General features: G+C 48.8%; 18 protein-coding genes and 1 CRISPR repeat array. Of the genes, 14 read left to right on the forward strand and 4 right to left on the reverse strand.

Annotation, left to right across the window (positions count from 1 at the left end; genetic code table 11):
- The 4 genes from rpl18a (at position 1) to DNK57_RS03195 (ending at position 3,093) form a co-directional block, all read left to right on the forward strand.
- A complete protein-coding gene (gene rpl18a / locus DNK57_RS03180; RefSeq protein ID WP_192961601.1) occupies positions 1 to 231 on the forward strand; it encodes a 50S ribosomal protein L18Ae in 231 nt (76 codons plus the stop codon).
- 4 nt (positions 232 to 235) lie between these two features.
- Positions 236 to 661, forward strand: a complete 426-nt coding sequence (pfdA, locus tag DNK57_RS03185; protein ID WP_192961602.1) for a prefoldin subunit alpha — start codon at positions 236 to 238, stop codon at positions 659 to 661.
- The gene (ftsY, locus tag DNK57_RS03190) at positions 662 to 1,738 is read left to right on the forward strand and encodes a signal recognition particle-docking protein FtsY (RefSeq protein WP_192961603.1); all 1,077 of its coding nucleotides are present in this window, start codon (positions 662 to 664) and stop codon (positions 1,736 to 1,738) included.
- A gap of 80 nt (positions 1,739 to 1,818) precedes the next feature.
- Positions 1,819 to 3,093, forward strand: a complete 1,275-nt coding sequence (locus DNK57_RS03195) for a GAF domain-containing protein (RefSeq protein WP_192961604.1) — start codon at positions 1,819 to 1,821, stop codon at positions 3,091 to 3,093.
- 84 nt (positions 3,094 to 3,177) lie between these two features.
- Here the strand turns inward: DNK57_RS03195 and dmpI are convergent, their stop codons facing one another.
- A complete protein-coding gene (dmpI, locus tag DNK57_RS03200) occupies positions 3,178 to 3,363 on the reverse strand; it encodes a 4-oxalocrotonate tautomerase DmpI (protein WP_192961605.1) in 186 nt (61 codons plus the stop codon).
- A 154-nt stretch (positions 3,364 to 3,517) separates the two neighbouring features.
- Between dmpI and DNK57_RS03205 the strand changes: the two genes are divergently transcribed.
- On the forward strand, positions 3,518 to 3,967 hold the full coding sequence (locus tag DNK57_RS03205) for a dCTP deaminase (RefSeq protein ID WP_192961606.1): 450 nt from the start codon (positions 3,518 to 3,520) through the stop codon (positions 3,965 to 3,967).
- Positions 3,968 to 4,662: 695 nt separating this feature from the next.
- Positions 4,663 to 5,421: a CRISPR direct-repeat array (repeat unit 30 nt; unit sequence GGATTTTAACCATTTTGGTCTGATTTTAAC).
- A gap of 667 nt (positions 5,422 to 6,088) precedes the next feature.
- Here the strand turns inward: DNK57_RS03205 and acs are convergent.
- Complete coding sequence (gene acs, locus DNK57_RS03210; protein ID WP_192961607.1) at positions 6,089 to 8,050, reverse strand: acetate--CoA ligase; 1,962 nt, start codon at positions 8,048 to 8,050, stop codon at positions 6,089 to 6,091.
- 69 nt (positions 8,051 to 8,119) lie between these two features.
- Between acs and DNK57_RS03215 the strand changes: the two genes are divergently transcribed.
- A complete protein-coding gene (locus tag DNK57_RS03215; RefSeq protein WP_192961608.1) occupies positions 8,120 to 9,694 on the forward strand; it encodes a thiamine pyrophosphate-binding protein in 1,575 nt (524 codons plus the stop codon).
- A 125-nt stretch (positions 9,695 to 9,819) separates the two neighbouring features.
- On the opposite strand, the gene DNK57_RS03220 is transcribed toward DNK57_RS03215, so the two are convergent.
- Entirely contained in the window at positions 9,820 to 10,977 is a 1,158-nt protein-coding gene (locus DNK57_RS03220) for a pyridoxal-phosphate-dependent aminotransferase family protein (protein ID WP_192961609.1), read from the reverse strand.
- 76 nt (positions 10,978 to 11,053) lie between these two features.
- Here DNK57_RS03220 and DNK57_RS03225 point away from each other — a divergent pair, with 76 nt between their 5' ends.
- The 3 genes from DNK57_RS03225 to cdc6-2 all read left to right on the forward strand — a co-directional run bounded on the left by DNK57_RS03225 (position 11,054) and on the right by cdc6-2 (position 13,232).
- Positions 11,054 to 11,266 carry a hypothetical protein gene (locus DNK57_RS03225; RefSeq protein WP_192961610.1) on the forward strand — a complete coding sequence of 71 codons (213 nt, stop codon included), beginning with the start codon at positions 11,054 to 11,056 and terminating at the stop codon, positions 11,264 to 11,266.
- Positions 11,267 to 11,369: 103 nt separating this feature from the next.
- Entirely contained in the window at positions 11,370 to 12,068 is a 699-nt protein-coding gene (locus tag DNK57_RS03230) for a 6-hydroxymethylpterin diphosphokinase MptE-like protein (protein WP_192961611.1), read from the forward strand.
- 24 nt (positions 12,069 to 12,092) lie between these two features.
- Positions 12,093 to 13,232, forward strand: a complete 1,140-nt coding sequence (cdc6-2, locus tag DNK57_RS03235; protein WP_192961612.1) for an ORC1-type DNA replication protein Cdc6-2 — start codon at positions 12,093 to 12,095, stop codon at positions 13,230 to 13,232.
- Between the two features lies 1 nt (position 13,233).
- Here the strand turns inward: cdc6-2 and DNK57_RS03240 are convergent, their stop codons facing one another.
- Positions 13,234 to 13,401, reverse strand: coding sequence for a hypothetical protein (locus DNK57_RS03240; protein WP_192961613.1), 168 nt, complete (start codon positions 13,399 to 13,401; stop codon positions 13,234 to 13,236).
- Between the two features lie 160 nt (positions 13,402 to 13,561).
- Here DNK57_RS03240 and DNK57_RS03245 point away from each other — a divergent pair, with 160 nt between their 5' ends.
- Genes DNK57_RS03245 through DNK57_RS03265 form a run of 5 tightly spaced genes read left to right on the forward strand, consistent with a single transcriptional unit; the run spans position 13,562 to position 17,164 of the window.
- Entirely contained in the window at positions 13,562 to 13,984 is a 423-nt protein-coding gene (locus DNK57_RS03245) for an archease (protein WP_192961614.1), read from the forward strand.
- A gap of 35 nt (positions 13,985 to 14,019) precedes the next feature.
- A complete protein-coding gene (locus DNK57_RS03250) occupies positions 14,020 to 15,468 on the forward strand; it encodes an RtcB family protein (RefSeq protein WP_192961615.1) in 1,449 nt (482 codons plus the stop codon).
- A gap of 13 nt (positions 15,469 to 15,481) precedes the next feature.
- Positions 15,482 to 16,252, forward strand: coding sequence for an S-methyl-5'-thioadenosine phosphorylase (mtnP, locus tag DNK57_RS03255; RefSeq protein ID WP_192961616.1), 771 nt, complete (start codon positions 15,482 to 15,484; stop codon positions 16,250 to 16,252).
- Between the two features lie 11 nt (positions 16,253 to 16,263).
- Entirely contained in the window at positions 16,264 to 16,836 is a 573-nt protein-coding gene (locus DNK57_RS03260) for a flavodoxin family protein (protein ID WP_226891022.1), read from the forward strand.
- The gene (locus DNK57_RS03265) at positions 16,823 to 17,164 is read left to right on the forward strand and encodes a NifB/NifX family molybdenum-iron cluster-binding protein (protein WP_226891023.1); all 342 of its coding nucleotides are present in this window, start codon (positions 16,823 to 16,825) and stop codon (positions 17,162 to 17,164) included. Before DNK57_RS03260 ends, DNK57_RS03265 begins: the two co-directional genes overlap by 14 nt.
- Positions 17,165 to 17,289 lie beyond the last annotated feature (125 nt).

The raw sequence follows: 17,289 nt of genomic DNA on the forward strand, positions 1-17,289 counted from the left end.
ATGAAGACAAGGATATTTAGGGTTAAAGGAAAGTTCCTGATGGGTGACAAACTTCAGCCATTCACAAAGGAGCTCAAAGCAATAAAGGAAGAGGAAATCTACGAGAGGCTCTACTCTGAATTCGGGAGCAAACACAGGGTTCCAAGGAACAAGGTTAAAATAGAGGAGATAGAGGAGATATCAGCTGAGGAGGTTCAGGACCCGGTGGTCAAGGCGCTGGTCCAGAGGTGATCCCATGGAAGACCAGCAGAGACTTGAGGAGATAGTGAACCAGCTGAACATCTACCAGAGCCAGGCCGAGCTCATCCAGCAGCAGATGGAGGCCGTCAGGGCCACCATCAGTGAACTTGAAATCCTTGAGAAAACCATCAGGGATATACAGGGAAAGGATGGCTCCGAGACCCTGGTACCGGTGGGTGCCGGTTCCTTCATAAAGGCAGAGCTAAAGGATACCAGTGAAGTTATAATGAGTGTAGGTGCAGGTGTAGCCATAAAGAAGAACTTTGAGGATGCAATGGAAAGCATTGAGTCCCAGAAGAACGAACTGGAGGCAACACTTCAGAAGATGGGTGAAAACCTGCGTAAGATAACAGACATCATGATGAAACTATCCCCTCAGGCAGAGGAACTCCTCAAAAAGGTAAGAGGAAGTGGAGAGTAAGTGTTTGAGTCTCTGAAGAAAAAATTCAGCGAGACCGTTGGCAAAATCACCGAGAAGGTCTCATCAACCCCAGAATCCCGGGTCGAAGAGGATGGTCCTGATGAAAAAGCTCCAGAGCCAGTTATAGAGGAGAAACCTGAAGAAGAAGTCGGGACTGAAGAGGCTGAGGAGATAAGTTCAGATGCAGAAGATGCCCATGAAGGGGAGGGGGGTTCAGGTTTCCTCTCATTCTTCCGGGAAAAAAGGATAACAGAAAAGGACGTTGATGATGTCCTCTGGGACCTTGAAATGGCACTCCTGGAAAGTGACGTGGCCCTTGAAGTAGCTGAAAAAATCACCACAGAGCTGAAGGAAGAACTGGTTGGCAGGAAGGTGAAGAGGAGCACCGAAATATCAGAATACACAGTTGAAGCCCTTAAAAAGGCTGTTGAGGATGTTCTCAGCGTTGATGGTGTGGACCTCCAGGAACTCGTCGAGAAGAAGAAACCCCTCGTCATCATGTTTGTTGGTATAAATGGGACCGGTAAGACAACCACCATCGCAAAGGTGGCCAGATACTTCATGAAAAAGGGTCTTGAGCCCGTGATAGCAGCTGCAGACACCTTCCGTGCCGGCGCAATAGAGCAGATAGGCCAGCACGCAGATAAACTTGGAGTCAGGCTCATAAGCCACCGCAAGGGAGCCGACCCTGCTGCAGTTGCCTTTGACGCGGTATCCCATGCAAAGGCCCAGGGCAAGGACGTTGTCCTCATAGACACCGCGGGGAGGATGCAGACAAACGTGAACCTCATGGACGAGATGGCCAAGATAAAGAGGATCGTAAAGCCTGATCTCATAGTGTTTGTCGGTGACGCCCTAACAGGAAACGACGCCATTGAACAGGCAGCTAAATTTGATGAAGCTGTCGGCATAGATGCAGTTATACTGACAAAGGCTGATGCAGACGCCCGCGGAGGCGCGGCATTATCCATAGGCTACATGATAAAAAAGCCCATAATATTCATGGGTACAGGGCAGGGCTACGATGACATGATGGAATTCAGGCCCCAGTGGATGGTTGAACAGCTATTCACATGATGAAGTAGCACATAAAAATCATACAGAATACAAAAATTTTTATACAGCCACATCACATTAACACATGTGGTGACTTTCAGATGGCTGTCAGGATACTCCTTGTAGAGGATGAGGCAATAACGGCGATGGATCTCCAGAGAAAGCTGGAGTTCTGGGGATACGACGTGGTTGGGGTTGCATACAGCGGTGAGACTGCAGTTGAACTTGCAGAGAAGCACCAGCCGGATCTAATTTTAATGGACATAATACTCAGGGGGTCCCTCACAGGCGTTGATGTCGCAAAAGAAATCCGGGGCCTCGAAATACCCGTGGTTTTCATATCAGCCCACTCAGAGGATTCCACCATGGAGAAGGCCAGGGAAGTGGAACCCTACGGATACCTGATAAAGCCCTTTGATGAGAAGGAACTCCTATTCACCATCGAACTGGCTATGCAGAGGCACAGGAGCCAGTTACAGATAAAAAAACTTAACAGAAGCCTGAGAATGCTCAGTGACTGTAACCAGGCCATAGTAAGGATAAATGACCCTCAGGAACTTCTAAGGGAGATATGCAGGATCATCGTCGAGGTCGGTGGTTACAGGATGGCCTGGATAGGATTTGCAGAGGACGATGAGGAGAGGTCTGTGGGGCCCGCTGCAGAGTACGGATTCCATGAGGGATACCTGGACTCCGTAACCATACGGTGGGATGAGAGTGAATATGGGCAGGGCCCGACAGGAAGGTCAATACGGGAGGGGAAACCCGTCATAATAAGGGACACCGGGGAAGATCCCAGATTCGTCCCCTGGAGGGATATGGCCGTTGAAAGGGGGTTCATGTCAGTCATTGGACTTCCACTGAGGGTGAGGGATGAAACCATCGGGGCCCTCACAGTTTACTCCGGGGAGAGGGATGCCTTCGACGAGGAGGAAGTGAAACTTCTCATGGAACTTGCAGGTGATGTGTCATTCTACCTTGAATCCCGTGAAATCCTGAAGGAGATGGAAGAGAAGGTGGCCAGAACAACCAGGAGGGAGAGAATCCTTAAGAGGATCTTTGAATTATCGCCTGTTGCAATACTGAATTTTCGGATAAATGATGGTGAACCCACACTGATAGACCTCAACAGGGCCGCCTCAACCCTAACAGGTGTGGAGGAATGCTCCGGATCCCTGGGAGTCCAAAGTGTCCTCAGGGGCATCCCCGAAGATGATCTGAGGGAAATTAAAGGGGCCATCATTGGGGATGTTGAACTGGAAGATAAAAAAATCAGTTACCATGGGGAAAATACAAGATTGCTAAGGTTAGAAATTGTGAGGCCCAGCAGTGAGATTGCCTCAGTCTTCCTTATTGATGTGACACCTGAAATTTGAGAGACTCGGGGGCCTGACCGGAATAAGAAATTTTTTTATTGAATCTGATTCTTATCTGGCTGCTAGATGGTAGGACAAGAGCCCTCACTCCCTGTCACAGAGGAGTGAACCTCCAACACCGACATCCTCAGGGTCTAGCTCCCTTATAAGGACTGTTATCGTTGATTCGGGTAGGCCCATAATTTCACTTGAGATCTCTGTTACACGCTTTACAAGTTCCCTCTTCTTTTCCCTTGTCAGCCTATTGCAGTTTATCTGGATAACAGGCAACTATATCACCATCCATAGGTATGATACTCATATAATAAATCCTTTAGAGTCGGCACACACTCAAAACTAAACCTCAAAGAGAACAGCATGATACTCATATAATAAATCCTTTAGAGTTAGAGACCATAAAATAGCAATGGCAGAGGAATCATAGATGATTGGAGAAAAACTGTTAAAGAAACTTTTCCCGGACTTTGAGGAACTCGTCCAGCCAGCTGGAATCGACCTGAGAGTTGATAAGGTTTACAGACAGATGGGACCCGGGTCACTGATTGACGATGAGAAGAACCTTCCACCCCTAGAAATGCTTGAACCGCCCATCTACAGACTTGAGCCAGGTAAAGCCTACCTTGTAAGTGTTGACAGGATGATAGAGATACCTGAGGGGTATGCAATGCTCTACCTTCCAAGATCAACTCTCCTGAGGTCCTTTGTATCTGTTCACACCGCCGTGGGAGATCCCGGTTTCAGGGGGACACTCCAGTTCCTTTTACATAACCATGGCGAATATGAGTACACCCTCAAGAGGGGTGAAAGGATAGTTCAGGCAGTGGTATTCCGTGTGGAGGGGTCTGGAAGGTACAGTGGAAGCTACCAGGAATAAACATAATAATAGCACATCATGTAGAGAACTAAGTGAGGCAAGTGAGGCCAGTAAAAATATATTTCAATCCCATTTTGGTCTGATTTTAACCCATCACGTCGAGTAGGACCTCCCACTCCCCGTTTTATTTCAATCCCATTTGATCTGATTTTAACTAAAAAGCTCCCTAAACTCTTCAAAAATGAAAAATATTTCAATCCCATTTGATCTGATTTTAACTGGCCACTGATGAGTAATTGGTGATCTGATTTTAACTGGCCACTGATGAGTAATTGGCCGGCGTCGTGACTGTATTTCAATTCCATTTGATCTGATTTTAACCTTCATGGGGGCTGTTATGCGTGATCTCCTTATAACATTTCAATTCCATTTGATCTGATTTTAACTATTAAAACCAAAACAGTGAATGAAAAACCTTGACTGATTTCAATCCCATTTTGGTCTGATTTTAACAAGTATACGAGGGTAGAGTATGCCCAGCCTTTGAGGGAGATTTCAATCCCATTTTGGTCTGATTTTAACATATGGGGGCAAGATCCTTCACATTAAATCCATAGAAATTTCAATCCCATTTTGGTCTGATTTTAACTTATTGATGGTCTTACTAACCTTTGCCTTAGCATCCATTTCAATCCCATTTTGGTCTGATTTTAACAGTACAAGGCTTGAATGTACTCATTCCTCTCATTCACGTCTGATTTTAACCATTTTGGTCTGATTTTAACGGAGAGGCTCGAGGAGAGACTCATCAAACTCATGGTGATTTTAACCATTTTGGTCTGATTTTAACCGCAGGGGAGGTAATCATCCAACTCCACGCCACCATCGTGATTTTAACCATTTTGGTCTGATTTTAACTAGAGGAGAGGATGAGCAGGCGACACAGATGAAATATGATTTTAACCATTTTGGTCTGATTTTAACTAGATCTGTGTCTCGATGTGCCTCAGGGGGGAGGTCATGATTTTAACCATTTTGGTCTGATTTTAACTAAATTAACTTACTACCAGATAGTATTATTTTAGAGATGATTTTAACCATTTTGGTCTGATTTTAACAGAAAAATAGAGAAAAAAGAAGAGAAAAAAGAAAAAATGATTTTAACCATTTTGGTCTGATTTTAACTCAGCACCCAGACGAGCGACTCATTCAGCTTTACAGGATTTTAACCATTTTGGTCTGATTTTAACCAGACCGGGAGAGCAATGCATATGATGAAGATGAGGATTTTAACCATTTTGGTCTGATTTTAACGAGGAGCTGCAGCGACTCCTCCACACCAAGTACACCTTGGATTTTAACCATTTTGGTCTGATTTTAACCAGTTTCACATCCTGTGCCGGGCCCTCTTGCTCCAGGGATTTTAACCATTTTGGTCTGATTTTAACTCTCCGACTTGATATTCTCCATTTTCAACTGATTCTGGATTTTAACCATTTTGGTCTGATTTTAACAGGGCGGATTTTTTCTTTATTTGGCCCCTATCGCTCTAAAATTTCTCCTTTAAGACATATAAATTTGACGATCCCCGATAATGCACTCCATTTATATAGATAGACTACCTGACATCCTCCTTTAAAATAATTAAATAAGATTTAAAATGGATTTAAAATTATTAAAAAGAATTTTTGACGAGATAAATGGCCATAAACTAATTTATGCAATTTTTAATCCTTAAATGAGAATAAAATAATATTTAGTTATTATAATCTGCTGGTGAAAATTGGCTCAAAAACGATTTGATGAGAAGACCCCAATAGTCCATAAAAATAATTTAATCCATTTAAAACAAATTTAAATAATTTTTAACGTGCTAGATATCTAATAATCATAAACCCCATTTATGTATTCATAGAGCCTCTCAGTGTGCACTCAAACTGAAAAGAGCCCTCAAAATGTTTTTCACCACCCCCTCAATGAGGATCTAGAAGAGCCCTCCTATATAAACCAATCAAGGATACCCTTGAAACAGATCCGCTCCATAAGCCATCAAAGAAGCAAGCCCTAGGAAGACCCTCGGACGAAATTGAAGAGCAAGTACTGCAAAACAAACAATCAGCCGCAGACATGAAAAATGAGATCAGTTGCTCGGCTGAAAAAAATATTTTTTTGGCTACTGCATTAGAATGTACGAACCCTGTCCTCAAGTATACTCACTGATTCAGGATTTGAGAGGGTGCTGACATCACCCACATCCTCACCCCTTACAAGGGCCTTGATAACCCTCCTCATTATCTTACCCGACCTTGTCTTTGGAAGGTCCTCAACGAACTCTATATAGGCTGGACTTGCAATTGGTCCTATCTCCTTCCTCACATGTTCGCGCAGAACACCCTTAAGGCGGGGTGTGGGTTCAACTGTATCCCTCAGTGTAACGAAGGCCGCTATCTCCTCTCCCTTCAGGATGTCTGGTTTCCCAACCACTGCAGCCTCAACAACATCTGGATGACTTACGAGGGCTGATTCAACCTCTGCAGTGCTTATCCTGTGTCCTGCAACGTTGAGAACATCATCCTCCCTGCCCTGGATCCAGAAGTAACCGTCCTCATCTATCCTTGCAACGTCACCGCTAAGGTAGATACCTAGAAATGTGCTCCAGTAGGCCTCCACATACCTCTCAGGTTCCCTGAAGAGTGTCCTGAACATTGCAGGCCATGGTGACTTTATCACAAGGTGTCCTCCACTTCCACGCAGGCTCCTTCCCTCATCATCTACAACGTCAGCTATTATGGTGGGGAATGGTCTTCCTGCGGAGCCGGGCTTCATTGGTGTCACAGGGAGGGGTGTTATTATGTGCATCCCTGTCTCTGTCTGCCACCAGGTATCCATGATGGGACATCTGCCGCCGCCCACGGTCCTGTAGTACCACATCCAGGCCTCAGGGTTTATGGGTTCCCCCACGGAACCGAGGATTCTGAGGGTGCTGAGGTCGTACTTCTCAGGCCACTTATCCCCGTATTTCATGAAGAGCCTCACTGTCGTCGGTGCCGTGTAGAGGATGCTGACACCGTACCTCTCAACCATGCTCCATATCCTCCCAGGGTCCGGGTGGTCAGGTGCGCCTTCATAGATGACAGAGGTTGCACCCTCAATGAGGGGGGCGTAGACTATATAGCTGTGACCAGTTATCCATCCTATGTCAGCCAGACACCACCATATGTCCTGTTCCTTCACATCGAAGACAAACCTGTATGTGGAGCTCACACCCACAGCATAGCCTCCATGGGTGTGCACAACACCCTTTGGTTTACCTGTCGTGCCTGAGGTGTAGAGTATGAATAGTGGATCCTCGGGGTCAAGCTCCTCACAGGGATATTCATCCTCCATGCCATCAATGGCCTCGTTCCAGTATATATCCCTCTCCTTCACCATGCTGACATCCTCGCCCATGCGGTCCACCACTATAACCCTCTCAAGTGATGGGATCTCATCTGCTACCATGTCAAGGGTTTCCTTGAGTTTTATTACCTTTCCCCTGCGGTAGAATGCGTCCGCGGTTATTGCAACCTTTGCCTCGGCGTCTGCAGCCCTTTCCCTGAAGGCCTTGGCCCAGAAGCCGCTGAAAACGACGCTGTGAACTGCACCTATGCGTGCACATGCGAGCATGGCCATGGGTAGTTCAGGTATCATGGGGAGGTATATGCTGACACGGTCTCCCCTTGAGACGCCCATATCCTTAAGGGCATTTGCCAGACGGTTAACCTCCCTGTAGATGTCGTAGTAGGTGAGCTTACGGATGCTACCATCCTCGCCCTCCCATATATATGCCACCCTGTTCCTTTCAGGCCCCATGACATGCCTGTCAAGGGCATTGTATGTGATGTTGAATTTTCCGCCTGTGAACCAGCGGGCATGGGGCGGCTCCCATTCAAGGACACGGGTGTATGGTCTGAACCATTCGAGTTCAGATGCCATCTCATCCCAGAACCACTCCGGCTCGGATCTGGCCTTCTCAAGGAGCTCATCATAATCCTCAATACCCCTGTCGTCCATCCATGCCCTTATATTACTGTTTTCTACAAGTTCCGGGTCTGGGTTAAAAACCCTTTCCTCCCTGAGCAGAGCATCAAGCTGTCCTCTCATAAACAACCCCCTTCTATTAATATCTTTTTAATTCATGATTTAAATAGTTGGCAGAATATAGATGGGTGCATGAAGATGTGTGCTGAGGTCCTTGTCGGGATCCTTGAGGAAGCTGGTTTCACCCATATATTCGGGCACCCCGGTGAACAGATGCTGCCCCTCTATGAGGCTCTGAGAAGATCCGGGATTGAACATGTTCTCATGAGACACGAGCAGGGAGCCGTCCACGCTGCAGATGGCTACGCCAGGGCATCAGGTGGACCTGCGGTTTGTGTTGCCACTGGAGGGCCCGGCGCCCTTAACCTTGTTATGGGTGTGGCTGCTGCAAACACAGATTCTGTGCCCCTAATCGCCTTAACCGGTGACCTGCCCCGTGGTGGGGGTCCTGGAAGGTTTCAGGAGGCTGACCTTGAGGCGGTCTTCAGGCCTGTCACAAGGATGAGCATGACCCCCTGGAGTGTTGATGAGGCCTCCAGGATGCTGGCTGAATCCATAGAATCCCTGAGGAGGGGGCTTACCGGTGTTATACACATAAACCTGCCAAGGGACGTCCTAGAGGAGGATTCGAAACGCCCCTTGAAGTCATCTGGAGTGTGGAAAGAACTCCCAGACATCAGCAGTGCGCTGGAGCTCCTCAGATCCTCTGAAAGGCCCCTTGTACTTGCAGGGGGTGGTATAATCTGGGGGAATGCTATTGATGAGTTCAGGGAATTCATAGAGAATGCCAGGATCCCTGTGGTGACCACCTACAGTGCAAGGGGTGTTCTACCTGAGGACCATCCCCTCTGCCTGGGAATGGCAGGTACCAGGGGGACACCGGCAGCTAACCATGCTGCTGGGAACTGTGACGTCCTCCTCGTCCTCGGGGCGAGGCTCTCAGAGAGGACCCTGGCAGCCACGGGCAATGCAAGGGTAATACACGTAAACACTGACCCCTCTGTACTGAGGGGAGATGTTGTGCTGCAGATGGATGTTGGGGATTTCCTCAGGGTCATGCCTGAATTAAAGGGCCCCTCATGGTGGCTTGAGGAACTTGCAGCCTACAGGAGGGCCAACCCTCCAATCAGTGAGTTACCAGCCCCTGAGGGGGGTGCATTTGTAACATCAACCGCTGTGAGGGGTATCCTTGATGCAGCCCCCTATGCCACCATAGTCAACGACGCAGGCAGCCACACCACATGGGTGACCCTCCACAGGAGGGTTCTCCGTGAGCGCTCCCTCATATTCTCGGGTGGCTTCGGACCCATGGGTTACGGCCTCCCGGCTGCCATCGGTGCAAAGCTTGCGGATCCATCAGAGGATGTCATCATGATAGCAGGTGACGGCGGATTTCAGATGACGGTCCAGGAACTTGGCACAGTTGCTGAGCTGGATCTTCCCATCACCATGTGCATCCTGAATAACCAGAAGCTTGATGTTATAAGGCAGTGGCAGGAGATGAAATACGGGGCCAGTTATTCTGTTGAACTGAAGAACCCTGATTTCATTAAACTTGCAGATGCCTATGGTATAGGGGCTGAGAGGGTCCGGAGAGCTGAAGATGTCCCGGGTGCCGTGGAGAGGGCTCTTGATTCAGGTGAACCTCGCATACTGGAGTTCATGGTTGAAGGGGAGGACATACCTCTCCCAAGGGTCAGGCCCTGACTCCTTAAAAGATGATCAACTGAAGTCCTGGATCCTGTGTTAAATTTCATGAGCTGCAGATGGTGCTGTGATGAAGAATGTCTTGCCCTCCATGAGAGATCTTCACCACCAAAAAAAGTAGAAATTTAGAGGTCCTCTGGGAGGTATGTGTCTGCAACTGCTGCAACGGCCTCTCCCATTTCAACCTCAAATCCAAGCTCCCTGAGGGTCATCTCAAGGGCTGAGAATGTTGTTATAAGTTCCCTGTGGGTTATGTTACCCATGTGGCCTATCCTGAATATCCTTCCCTTGAGGTGGTCCTGTCCCCCTGCAAGCTCAACATGGTACTTGTTCCTCATTGTCCCCCTCAGTTCACCATCTGTAACTCCCTCTGGGAGATTAACAGCCGTGACCGTTGTTGATGAGACTGCTTCATCAGGGAACAGTTCGAGGTTGAGGGCCTTCACCGCATTCCTCGTAGCTTCAGCAGCTATCCTGTGCCTCTTTATCCTGTTGTTGAGTCCCTCCTCCATTATAACCTTGAGGGCCTCATGCATTGCGTATATGAGTGAAACTGCAGGTGTGTATGGTGTTTCAGGTGGCTCTGCGTCACCGCTCTTCCTGTACTTTTTGAGGTTCAGGTAATATGTCCTGGGATTATCAACAGCGTCAATGACACTCCATGCGTCTTCACTAAGGGTTATGGCTGCCATGCCAGGGGGTGCTGCGAGGCACTTCTGGGAACCTGTAACGCAGATGTCTATGCCGTAGCCATCAACATCGACCTCATCCCCTCCAAGGGATGATACTGTGTCAACTATGTAGAGGGCGTCGTAGTCGTCCATTATCTTCCCTATCTCCCTGATGGGGTTAGCCACCCCCGTTGATGTCTCATTGTGGACTACGGTGACTGCCTTTATATCATCATTCTCCTCGAGGGTGTATCCAATATCGTCAGGGTTAACGGCTTTGCCCCACTCTACGTCTATTGTGATGGATTCGCCTCCGAATGCCTCCACTATCTGGGCGAACCTCTGGCCGAATTTACCCCCAACAACATTCAGAATCTTATCTCCGGGTTCTACAATGTTTGCAACTGCGGCTTCCATTGCAGCTGTCCCTGAACCCGTCAGAAGGTAAGACTTATTGCTGGTCCTGAAAACATCGGACATCATATCAGTCGTTTCAGTCAGGATCTTGCCGAATAGGGCGCTCCTGTGGTTAACAATGTTCTCTGACATTGCCTTGAGGACTCTCTGGGCCACCCTTGTCGGCCCGGGAATCATAAGCAGTGTTTCATCCATTTCCAAAAAACCTCCAGATTAAAGTGGATTTTATGACCTGTACCTATTTTTAATCTGTCCATTTAAAAAGATTTACATGGGCCTCCAAAACAGGGGCCCCGAAGTTGTTATAGGCAACTCAATGACATTTAAAAAGATTTGCATGGGCCTCCACAGGGCCCATCCATGGAGTCAGATGAAAAATGTGGTGAGGGTGGATGCTGAAGAGGTGTCTGAATTCCCTGCCAGGAGAGGATCCCTAACAGGAAAGCTGAAATTTGCGGTCTCCACTTCTCTGCATGCTTTGTAGTTCATAGTTACCTGAAAGCTGGAGATGTGCATGGTGGGGGCTTAAAAGCATCCACCAGCTGTGAACCCAAAGAATGATATATAAATGTGGATAAAGTTATCCCATGGAAGTTCAGGAATGGCTCAGGTGGTACACCCGTATACTTGATGACTTTGGATTTGAGAGGGAGGCTGACGAGGAGTCAGCATCATACCTGGACGCCTTCCTCAGGGAACACGGATGCCCAAGGGTTGAGGACCTTGATATCAGGTCCAGGGACTTCATTGTATTCGGGGCCGGACCATCACTCAGATCCCACCTCAAAAGGTTCAGGGCCCTCCATGAATCCATGACAGTTATCTCGGCAGATGGTGCCACGACTGCACTTCTCGAGGAGGATGTGGTTCCTGATATAATCGTAACTGACCTTGATGGCAGGATGGAGGATATACTCGATGCAAACCGGCTGGGGGCCGTTGTGGTGGTCCATGCCCACGGGAACAACCTCCCAGCACTGAGGAGGTACCTTCCACTCCTCCAGAATGTCATAGGGACAACCCAGAGCATCCCTCATGGTTGTCTCCACAATTTTGGTGGATTCACCGATGGTGATCGGGCTGTTTTCCTTGCTGCAGCCCTTGGCGCTGAGCGTATAGTTCTGGCGGGTATGGACTTCGGTGAGGTCGTCACAAGGTACTCAAGGCCTGATATGGACTCTGAGCTTGGGCCCGCCGATCCTGTTAAGAGGCTCAAACTCGAGTATGCCAGTAAACTGATAGACTGGCTTGAGATGAACATGAATGTCCGGATAGAGAGATGGTGAATAGGATAAAGAAAGTGAAGGATCATGAAAGGCGATAAGAGGCGTGATATAAGGGATATACTCCTGCATGATGAGACCCTATTCAGGAACATGCATGCCTTTGACCCAGACTATGTTCCTGAAAATTACAGGTACAGGGAGTCACAGATGGAGGCCCTTGCAGTGTGTATAAGGCCCGCCCTGAGGAATGGGAGGCCCGTCAATGCCGTTATCCTGGGGTCATGTGCAACAGGTAAGACAACCGCCATCAAGAAGATATTTGAAATGGCTGAATCAACATCAGAGAGCGTTGTCTGCTGCTACATAAACTGTCAGCTCCACACCACCCGATTCGGGATCTTCTCACAGATCTACAGCAGGATATTCGGGCACCAGCCACCTGAAACAGGTGTCCCCTTCTCACGGATATATCAGGCCATAATGCAGCACCTTGCAAGCGAGAACAGGGCCCTTGTGGTTGCCCTTGATGACATCAACCACCTCTTCTACAGTAAAAACGCCAACAAGGTGCTCTACGATATACTGAGGGCTCATGAGGTGTTTGAGGGTGTGAGGACCGGTGTATTCGCTGTTCTTTCGGATATAGAGTTCAGGTACGCCCTTGATAAAAATGTTGACTCCATATTCATACCCCAGGAGATCGTATTCCCACCCTACACACGTGAAGAGGTGTTCAACATACTCAGGGATCGTGTCAGGGTGGGGTTCTACCCGGGCGTCATATCCGATGAACTCATTGAGAGGATAACCGACCATACAATGGATACAGGGGACCTCAGATACGGTATAGACCTCCTCAGGGTCTGTGGAAACCTTGCAGAGGCCGATGCATCACCCATGATAACAGGGGAACACCTTGAAAGGGCCATTAAGAGCACAGGACCAGTTAATCTGATCCACACAGTGAGGACCCTGAATGAAAATGAGAGGGAGTTCCTGAGGATACTTGCAGATGCTGGTGATGATATAACAGCGGGAGCTCTCTATGAGCTCTTCAGGGAGAGTACGGGGTCAAGCTACTCATCCTTCAACAGGATAATTGAGAAACTGGAATTTTTAAGGTTGATCGACACGAGGCTCACCGGTAAGGGTGTGCGTGGTAACTCCAGGATCCTGATTCCACGTTTCAGCAGGGAGGATCTCGGGAGGTGCCCTGGCTTCTGATTCATATACTTGCAGGATAATTTGAGTTACATCCGGCTGCAACGCTTATAACGCCCCATAGGAGGGCTATCAGAACCGTTGATATGATTAAACATGCCTTCAGATCCACCGCAACGACAAGCTGCCCTACACGTCTCCTGATACTGTTTGATCTCCTCAGACTGTGCATAATATCCACTCCACTACCATGTTCATGTGGAGATTATTTAAGAAAAGAGATAGAGAGCACCTGAAAAGTAAATTAGATAAGATGCCATGTAGACTGAAACCCATGTCAGTGAATGTGCATCTGAAGGATGTCCCTTGGTGCACACTTTGGGAGGGGAAACATGAAAGGGTTTGAATTCTTTGATGTCACTGCAGATGCTGGATACTGGGCCTATGGACATACCCTTGAGGAGGTGTTCGAGAACGCGGCCCTTGCAATGTTTGAGGTTATGACCGACACGTCACTGGTTGAGGCTGCTGAGGAGAGAAGAGTTGAAATCACATCAGAGGATAGAGTCTCACTCCTCTATGACTGGCTGGACGAACTGCTCTTCATACATGACACTGAATTTATTTTATTCAGTAAATTCAAAGTTAAGATAGATGAGAAAGATGATGGCCTCCACCTCAAAGGTACCGCCATGGGTGAAACGATAAAGGAAAGGCATGAGCGGCGTGACGAGGTGAAGGCGGTGACATTCCATATGATGGATATAATGGAGGATGATGGGCTGTTAAAGGCAAGGGTAATCCTTGACCTCTAATTTTATATGCGAAGAAATGATGGAGGATGGTTTGCATGAGTATACATGAAGAACTGGTTAAGGTGAGAGAATCCGTATGGGAAGTTCCAACATCATACAAGAAGGGAATGCGGGTGCCCGGGAGGATCTTCCTGCGTGAGGAGGCCCTCAGGGACCTTGAGAAGGGCGCCATTGATCAGGTGGCCAACGTTGCATGCCTTCCCGGCATCCAGAAGTTCTCAATTGGACTGCCAGATATTCACTTCGGTTACGGCTTCAGTATTGGGGGTGTTGGTGCCTTCAGCGCCCGTACAGGGGTTATAAGCCCTGGAGGTGTTGGGTTCGACATAAACTGTGGTGTGAGGATGGTCCGGACAAACCTCAACCATGAGGATGTCAGGCCAAAGATAAAGGAGCTCATAAACACTCTCTTCACCAATGTCCCCTCCGGTGTTGGGAGTAAGGGGAAGATACGTCTGAAACAAGGTGAGATCGATGAGGTCCTTGAAAACGGTGCTGAATGGGCCGTTGAAAACGGATACGGCTGGGACCAGGACCTCAAATACCTGGAAGAAAATGGTAAAATGGAGGATGCCAGCTCAGAAAAGGTCAGTGAGAAGGCCAAGAAAAGGGGTATACCCCAGCTCGGATCCCTTGGCTCAGGTAACCACTTCCTTGAGGTCCAGATGGTTGATGAGATCTTCGATGAGGAAGCAGCCAGGGCCTACGGTGTGAGCCAGGGAAATGTAGCCGTCATGATACACTCTGGTTCACGTGGCTGCGGTCACCAGGTCTGCTCAGATTACCTCAGGCTAATGGACAAGGCATACAAGAGGTACAAGATAAACATACCTGACAGACAGCTTGCATGCGCCCCTGTGGATTCGGATGAGGCCCTGGATTATTTCCAGGCCATGGCAGCTGCTGCAAATTATGCCTGGGCCAACCGTCAGATGATAGTCCACTGGGTCAGGGAGTCATTTGAGGCTGTCTTCGGCATGACTGCAGAGGACATGGAGATGGAAATACTCTATGACGTGGCCCACAACATAGCCAAGAAGGAGGTGCACACAGTAAAGGGTCGTGATACAGAGCTATTCGTCCACAGAAAGGGTGCTACAAGGGCATTCGGACCTGGAAGGGATGAGATACCCCGGGAATACAGAAAAATCGGTCAACCCGTTATAATACCCGGGACAATGGGAACATCATCCTACCTCCTCCACGGGACAGATGTCGCCATGGCGGAAACCTTCGGTTCAACCGCCCACGGCGCCGGCCGTAAGATGAGCCGTGCAGGTGCCAAGAAGACCTACCGGGGCGAGGAGGTCCAGAGGAAACTTGAAAGTGAGGGCATATATGTGAGGGCCACCTCCATGCCTGTGGTTGCAGAGGAGGCCCCGGGGGCCTACAAGGACGTGGACGTCGTTGTGAGGACAGCCCATGAAACAGGCATATCCCGCCTCGTGGCCAGGATGCTCCCCCTCGGCGTTGCCAAGGGATAGGCGGGGTGAATAAATGATAGGGATCATTGGAGGTACCGGTGTATACGAGATAGTTGAACACGGGAGGGTGGAGAGGCAGGAATCCATCTCCACCCCCTACGGTGAAACCCCTGAAATATCCATCTTCAAACTCCACCGGCAGATGGTTGCATTCATACCGAGACACTCACCTGGCCATGACAACCCCCCGCACAGGGTAAACTACCGGGCCAACGTATGGGCCCTCAAAGAACTGGGGGTCAGACATATAATAGCAACAAACGCCGTGGGATCCCTTAAAAGATCAATAGGGCCTGGTGACTTTGTTGTGCCCGAGGACTTCCTCGACTTCACCAGGTCCCGGCCATCAACCTTCTATGATGAGAAGACGGTGCATGTAGACATGACAGAGCCCTACTGCAGGAACCTACGCTCCGCCCTCACAGGATACCCTGGTGTGATTGATGGGGGAGTGTACGTGTGCACCGAGGGCCCCAGATTTGAAACACCTGCAGAGATAAGGATGTTCAGGGCCCTCGGGGGCACCGTGGTTGGCATGACCGGACTGCCAGAGGCCGTCCTTGCAAGGGAGCTTGAGATGTGCTATGCAAGCCTATGCCTCGTATCTAACTATGCTGCATCCATCTCATCCAGCAAGCTCACCATAACAGAGGTCCTTGAGATCATGGATGAGAAGAAACATGAACTCATAGACATCATTGATGCTGCAATCAGAGACCTCAAAATGGAGCAACCATGTCCATGCCCGGATGCTCTCAGAGGTGCAGATATTAATGATGGCTAAGGAGGGGTTATATGAAGGTTTTAATGATATCTGCAAGTCCAAGGAAGAAGAGTAACACCATGATGGTTCTTGAGCACTGCAGGGATGCAATAGAAAACCATGGTGTTGAAACAGAGATAATATCACTCCGTGGTATGAAAATCGAATCCTGCAGAGCCTGTCTTAGCTGTGCAAAGAAGCATCGCTGCAAGATAGATGATGGACTCAACGAGATAATCGACAGGATACGTGAGTCCGAGGGATTCATAGTTGCAACACCAGTCTACTTCGGGACTGCCAGGGGCGACCTGATGGCGGCGCTGCAGCGGATAGGGATGGTTTCAAGGGCCTCAGATGGATTCCTGAGCTGGAAGGTAGGTGGCCCCATTGCAGTTGCAAGGCGCGGAGGCCACACCGCAACGATACAGGAGCTCCTGATGTTCTACTTCATAAACGACATGATAGTGCCCGGTTCAACCTACTGGAACATGGTGTTTGGATGGGCCCCCGGCGAGGTTGAAGATGACAGTGAGGGAATTGAGACCATAAGGCGTTTCGGGGAAAACGTTGCTGAACTCATAAAGAGGATAAATGGCGGTTCTTAAAATGAGGATAGCACTGGCCTCCTCCAGCGGGGAGGAGGTTGACCTCCATTTTGGGAGGGCCTCCCGGTTCCTCGTGTATGAGTACACTGAAGGTGAACCAAGATTCCTGGAGAGCCGGACCGTTGACATCTCTGAAACCGGTAAGCATCAGTGGATGAAGGCCCTTGATGCCATAAGAGACTGTGATGTTGTAATAGCTGTACAGGCCGGCCTCAAGGGTAAGATCGGGATTGAAGATGCAGGTATAAAATTTGTGGCCGATGAGGGCCCGGTTGAGGAGGTGCTTGACAGGTGGATCAGACACACTGAATTCATGAAGTCACTGTAAATCCCCGCCAAAACTGCAGATGGGACCTGATAAAGAGCTGGACCGCCGCATGAATCAATCCATGATCAGATCCCTGGGCCACCATCACCCACCCATGTCAAGATTTAAATACTCCCTTACCATAA

It is taken from the genome of Methanothermobacter thermautotrophicus (assembly GCF_014889545.1).
GTDB classification, from domain to species: domain Archaea; phylum Methanobacteriota; class Methanobacteria; order Methanobacteriales; family Methanothermobacteraceae; genus Methanothermobacter; species Methanothermobacter thermautotrophicus_A.

Coding starts and splice junctions, on each gene's coding strand:
- rpl18a (WP_192961601.1), top strand. CDS start 1: ATGAAGACAAGGATATTTAGGGTTAAAGGAAAGTTCCTGATGGGTGAC.
- pfdA (WP_192961602.1), top strand. CDS start 236: ATGGAAGACCAGCAGAGACTTGAGGAGATAGTGAACCAGCTGAACATC.
- DNK57_RS03195 (WP_192961604.1), top strand. CDS start 1,819: ATGGCTGTCAGGATACTCCTTGTAGAGGATGAGGCAATAACGGCGATG.
- DNK57_RS03205 (WP_192961606.1), top strand. CDS start 3,518: ATGATTGGAGAAAAACTGTTAAAGAAACTTTTCCCGGACTTTGAGGAA.
- acs (WP_192961607.1), bottom strand. CDS start 8,050: ATGAGAGGACAGCTTGATGCTCTGCTCAGGGAGGAAAGGGTTTTTAAC.
- DNK57_RS03215 (WP_192961608.1), top strand. CDS start 8,120: ATGAAGATGTGTGCTGAGGTCCTTGTCGGGATCCTTGAGGAAGCTGGT.
- DNK57_RS03220 (WP_192961609.1), bottom strand. CDS start 10,977: ATGGATGAAACACTGCTTATGATTCCCGGGCCGACAAGGGTGGCCCAG.
- DNK57_RS03225 (WP_192961610.1), top strand. CDS start 11,054: ATGGGCCTCCAAAACAGGGGCCCCGAAGTTGTTATAGGCAACTCAATG.
- DNK57_RS03230 (WP_192961611.1), top strand. CDS start 11,370: ATGGAAGTTCAGGAATGGCTCAGGTGGTACACCCGTATACTTGATGAC.
- cdc6-2 (WP_192961612.1), top strand. CDS start 12,093: ATGAAAGGCGATAAGAGGCGTGATATAAGGGATATACTCCTGCATGAT.
- DNK57_RS03240 (WP_192961613.1), bottom strand. CDS start 13,401: ATGCACAGTCTGAGGAGATCAAACAGTATCAGGAGACGTGTAGGGCAG.
- DNK57_RS03245 (WP_192961614.1), top strand. CDS start 13,562: ATGAAAGGGTTTGAATTCTTTGATGTCACTGCAGATGCTGGATACTGG.
- DNK57_RS03250 (WP_192961615.1), top strand. CDS start 14,020: ATGAGTATACATGAAGAACTGGTTAAGGTGAGAGAATCCGTATGGGAA.
- mtnP (WP_192961616.1), top strand. CDS start 15,482: ATGATAGGGATCATTGGAGGTACCGGTGTATACGAGATAGTTGAACAC.
- DNK57_RS03260 (WP_226891022.1), top strand. CDS start 16,264: ATGAAGGTTTTAATGATATCTGCAAGTCCAAGGAAGAAGAGTAACACC.
- DNK57_RS03265 (WP_226891023.1), top strand. CDS start 16,823: ATGGCGGTTCTTAAAATGAGGATAGCACTGGCCTCCTCCAGCGGGGAG.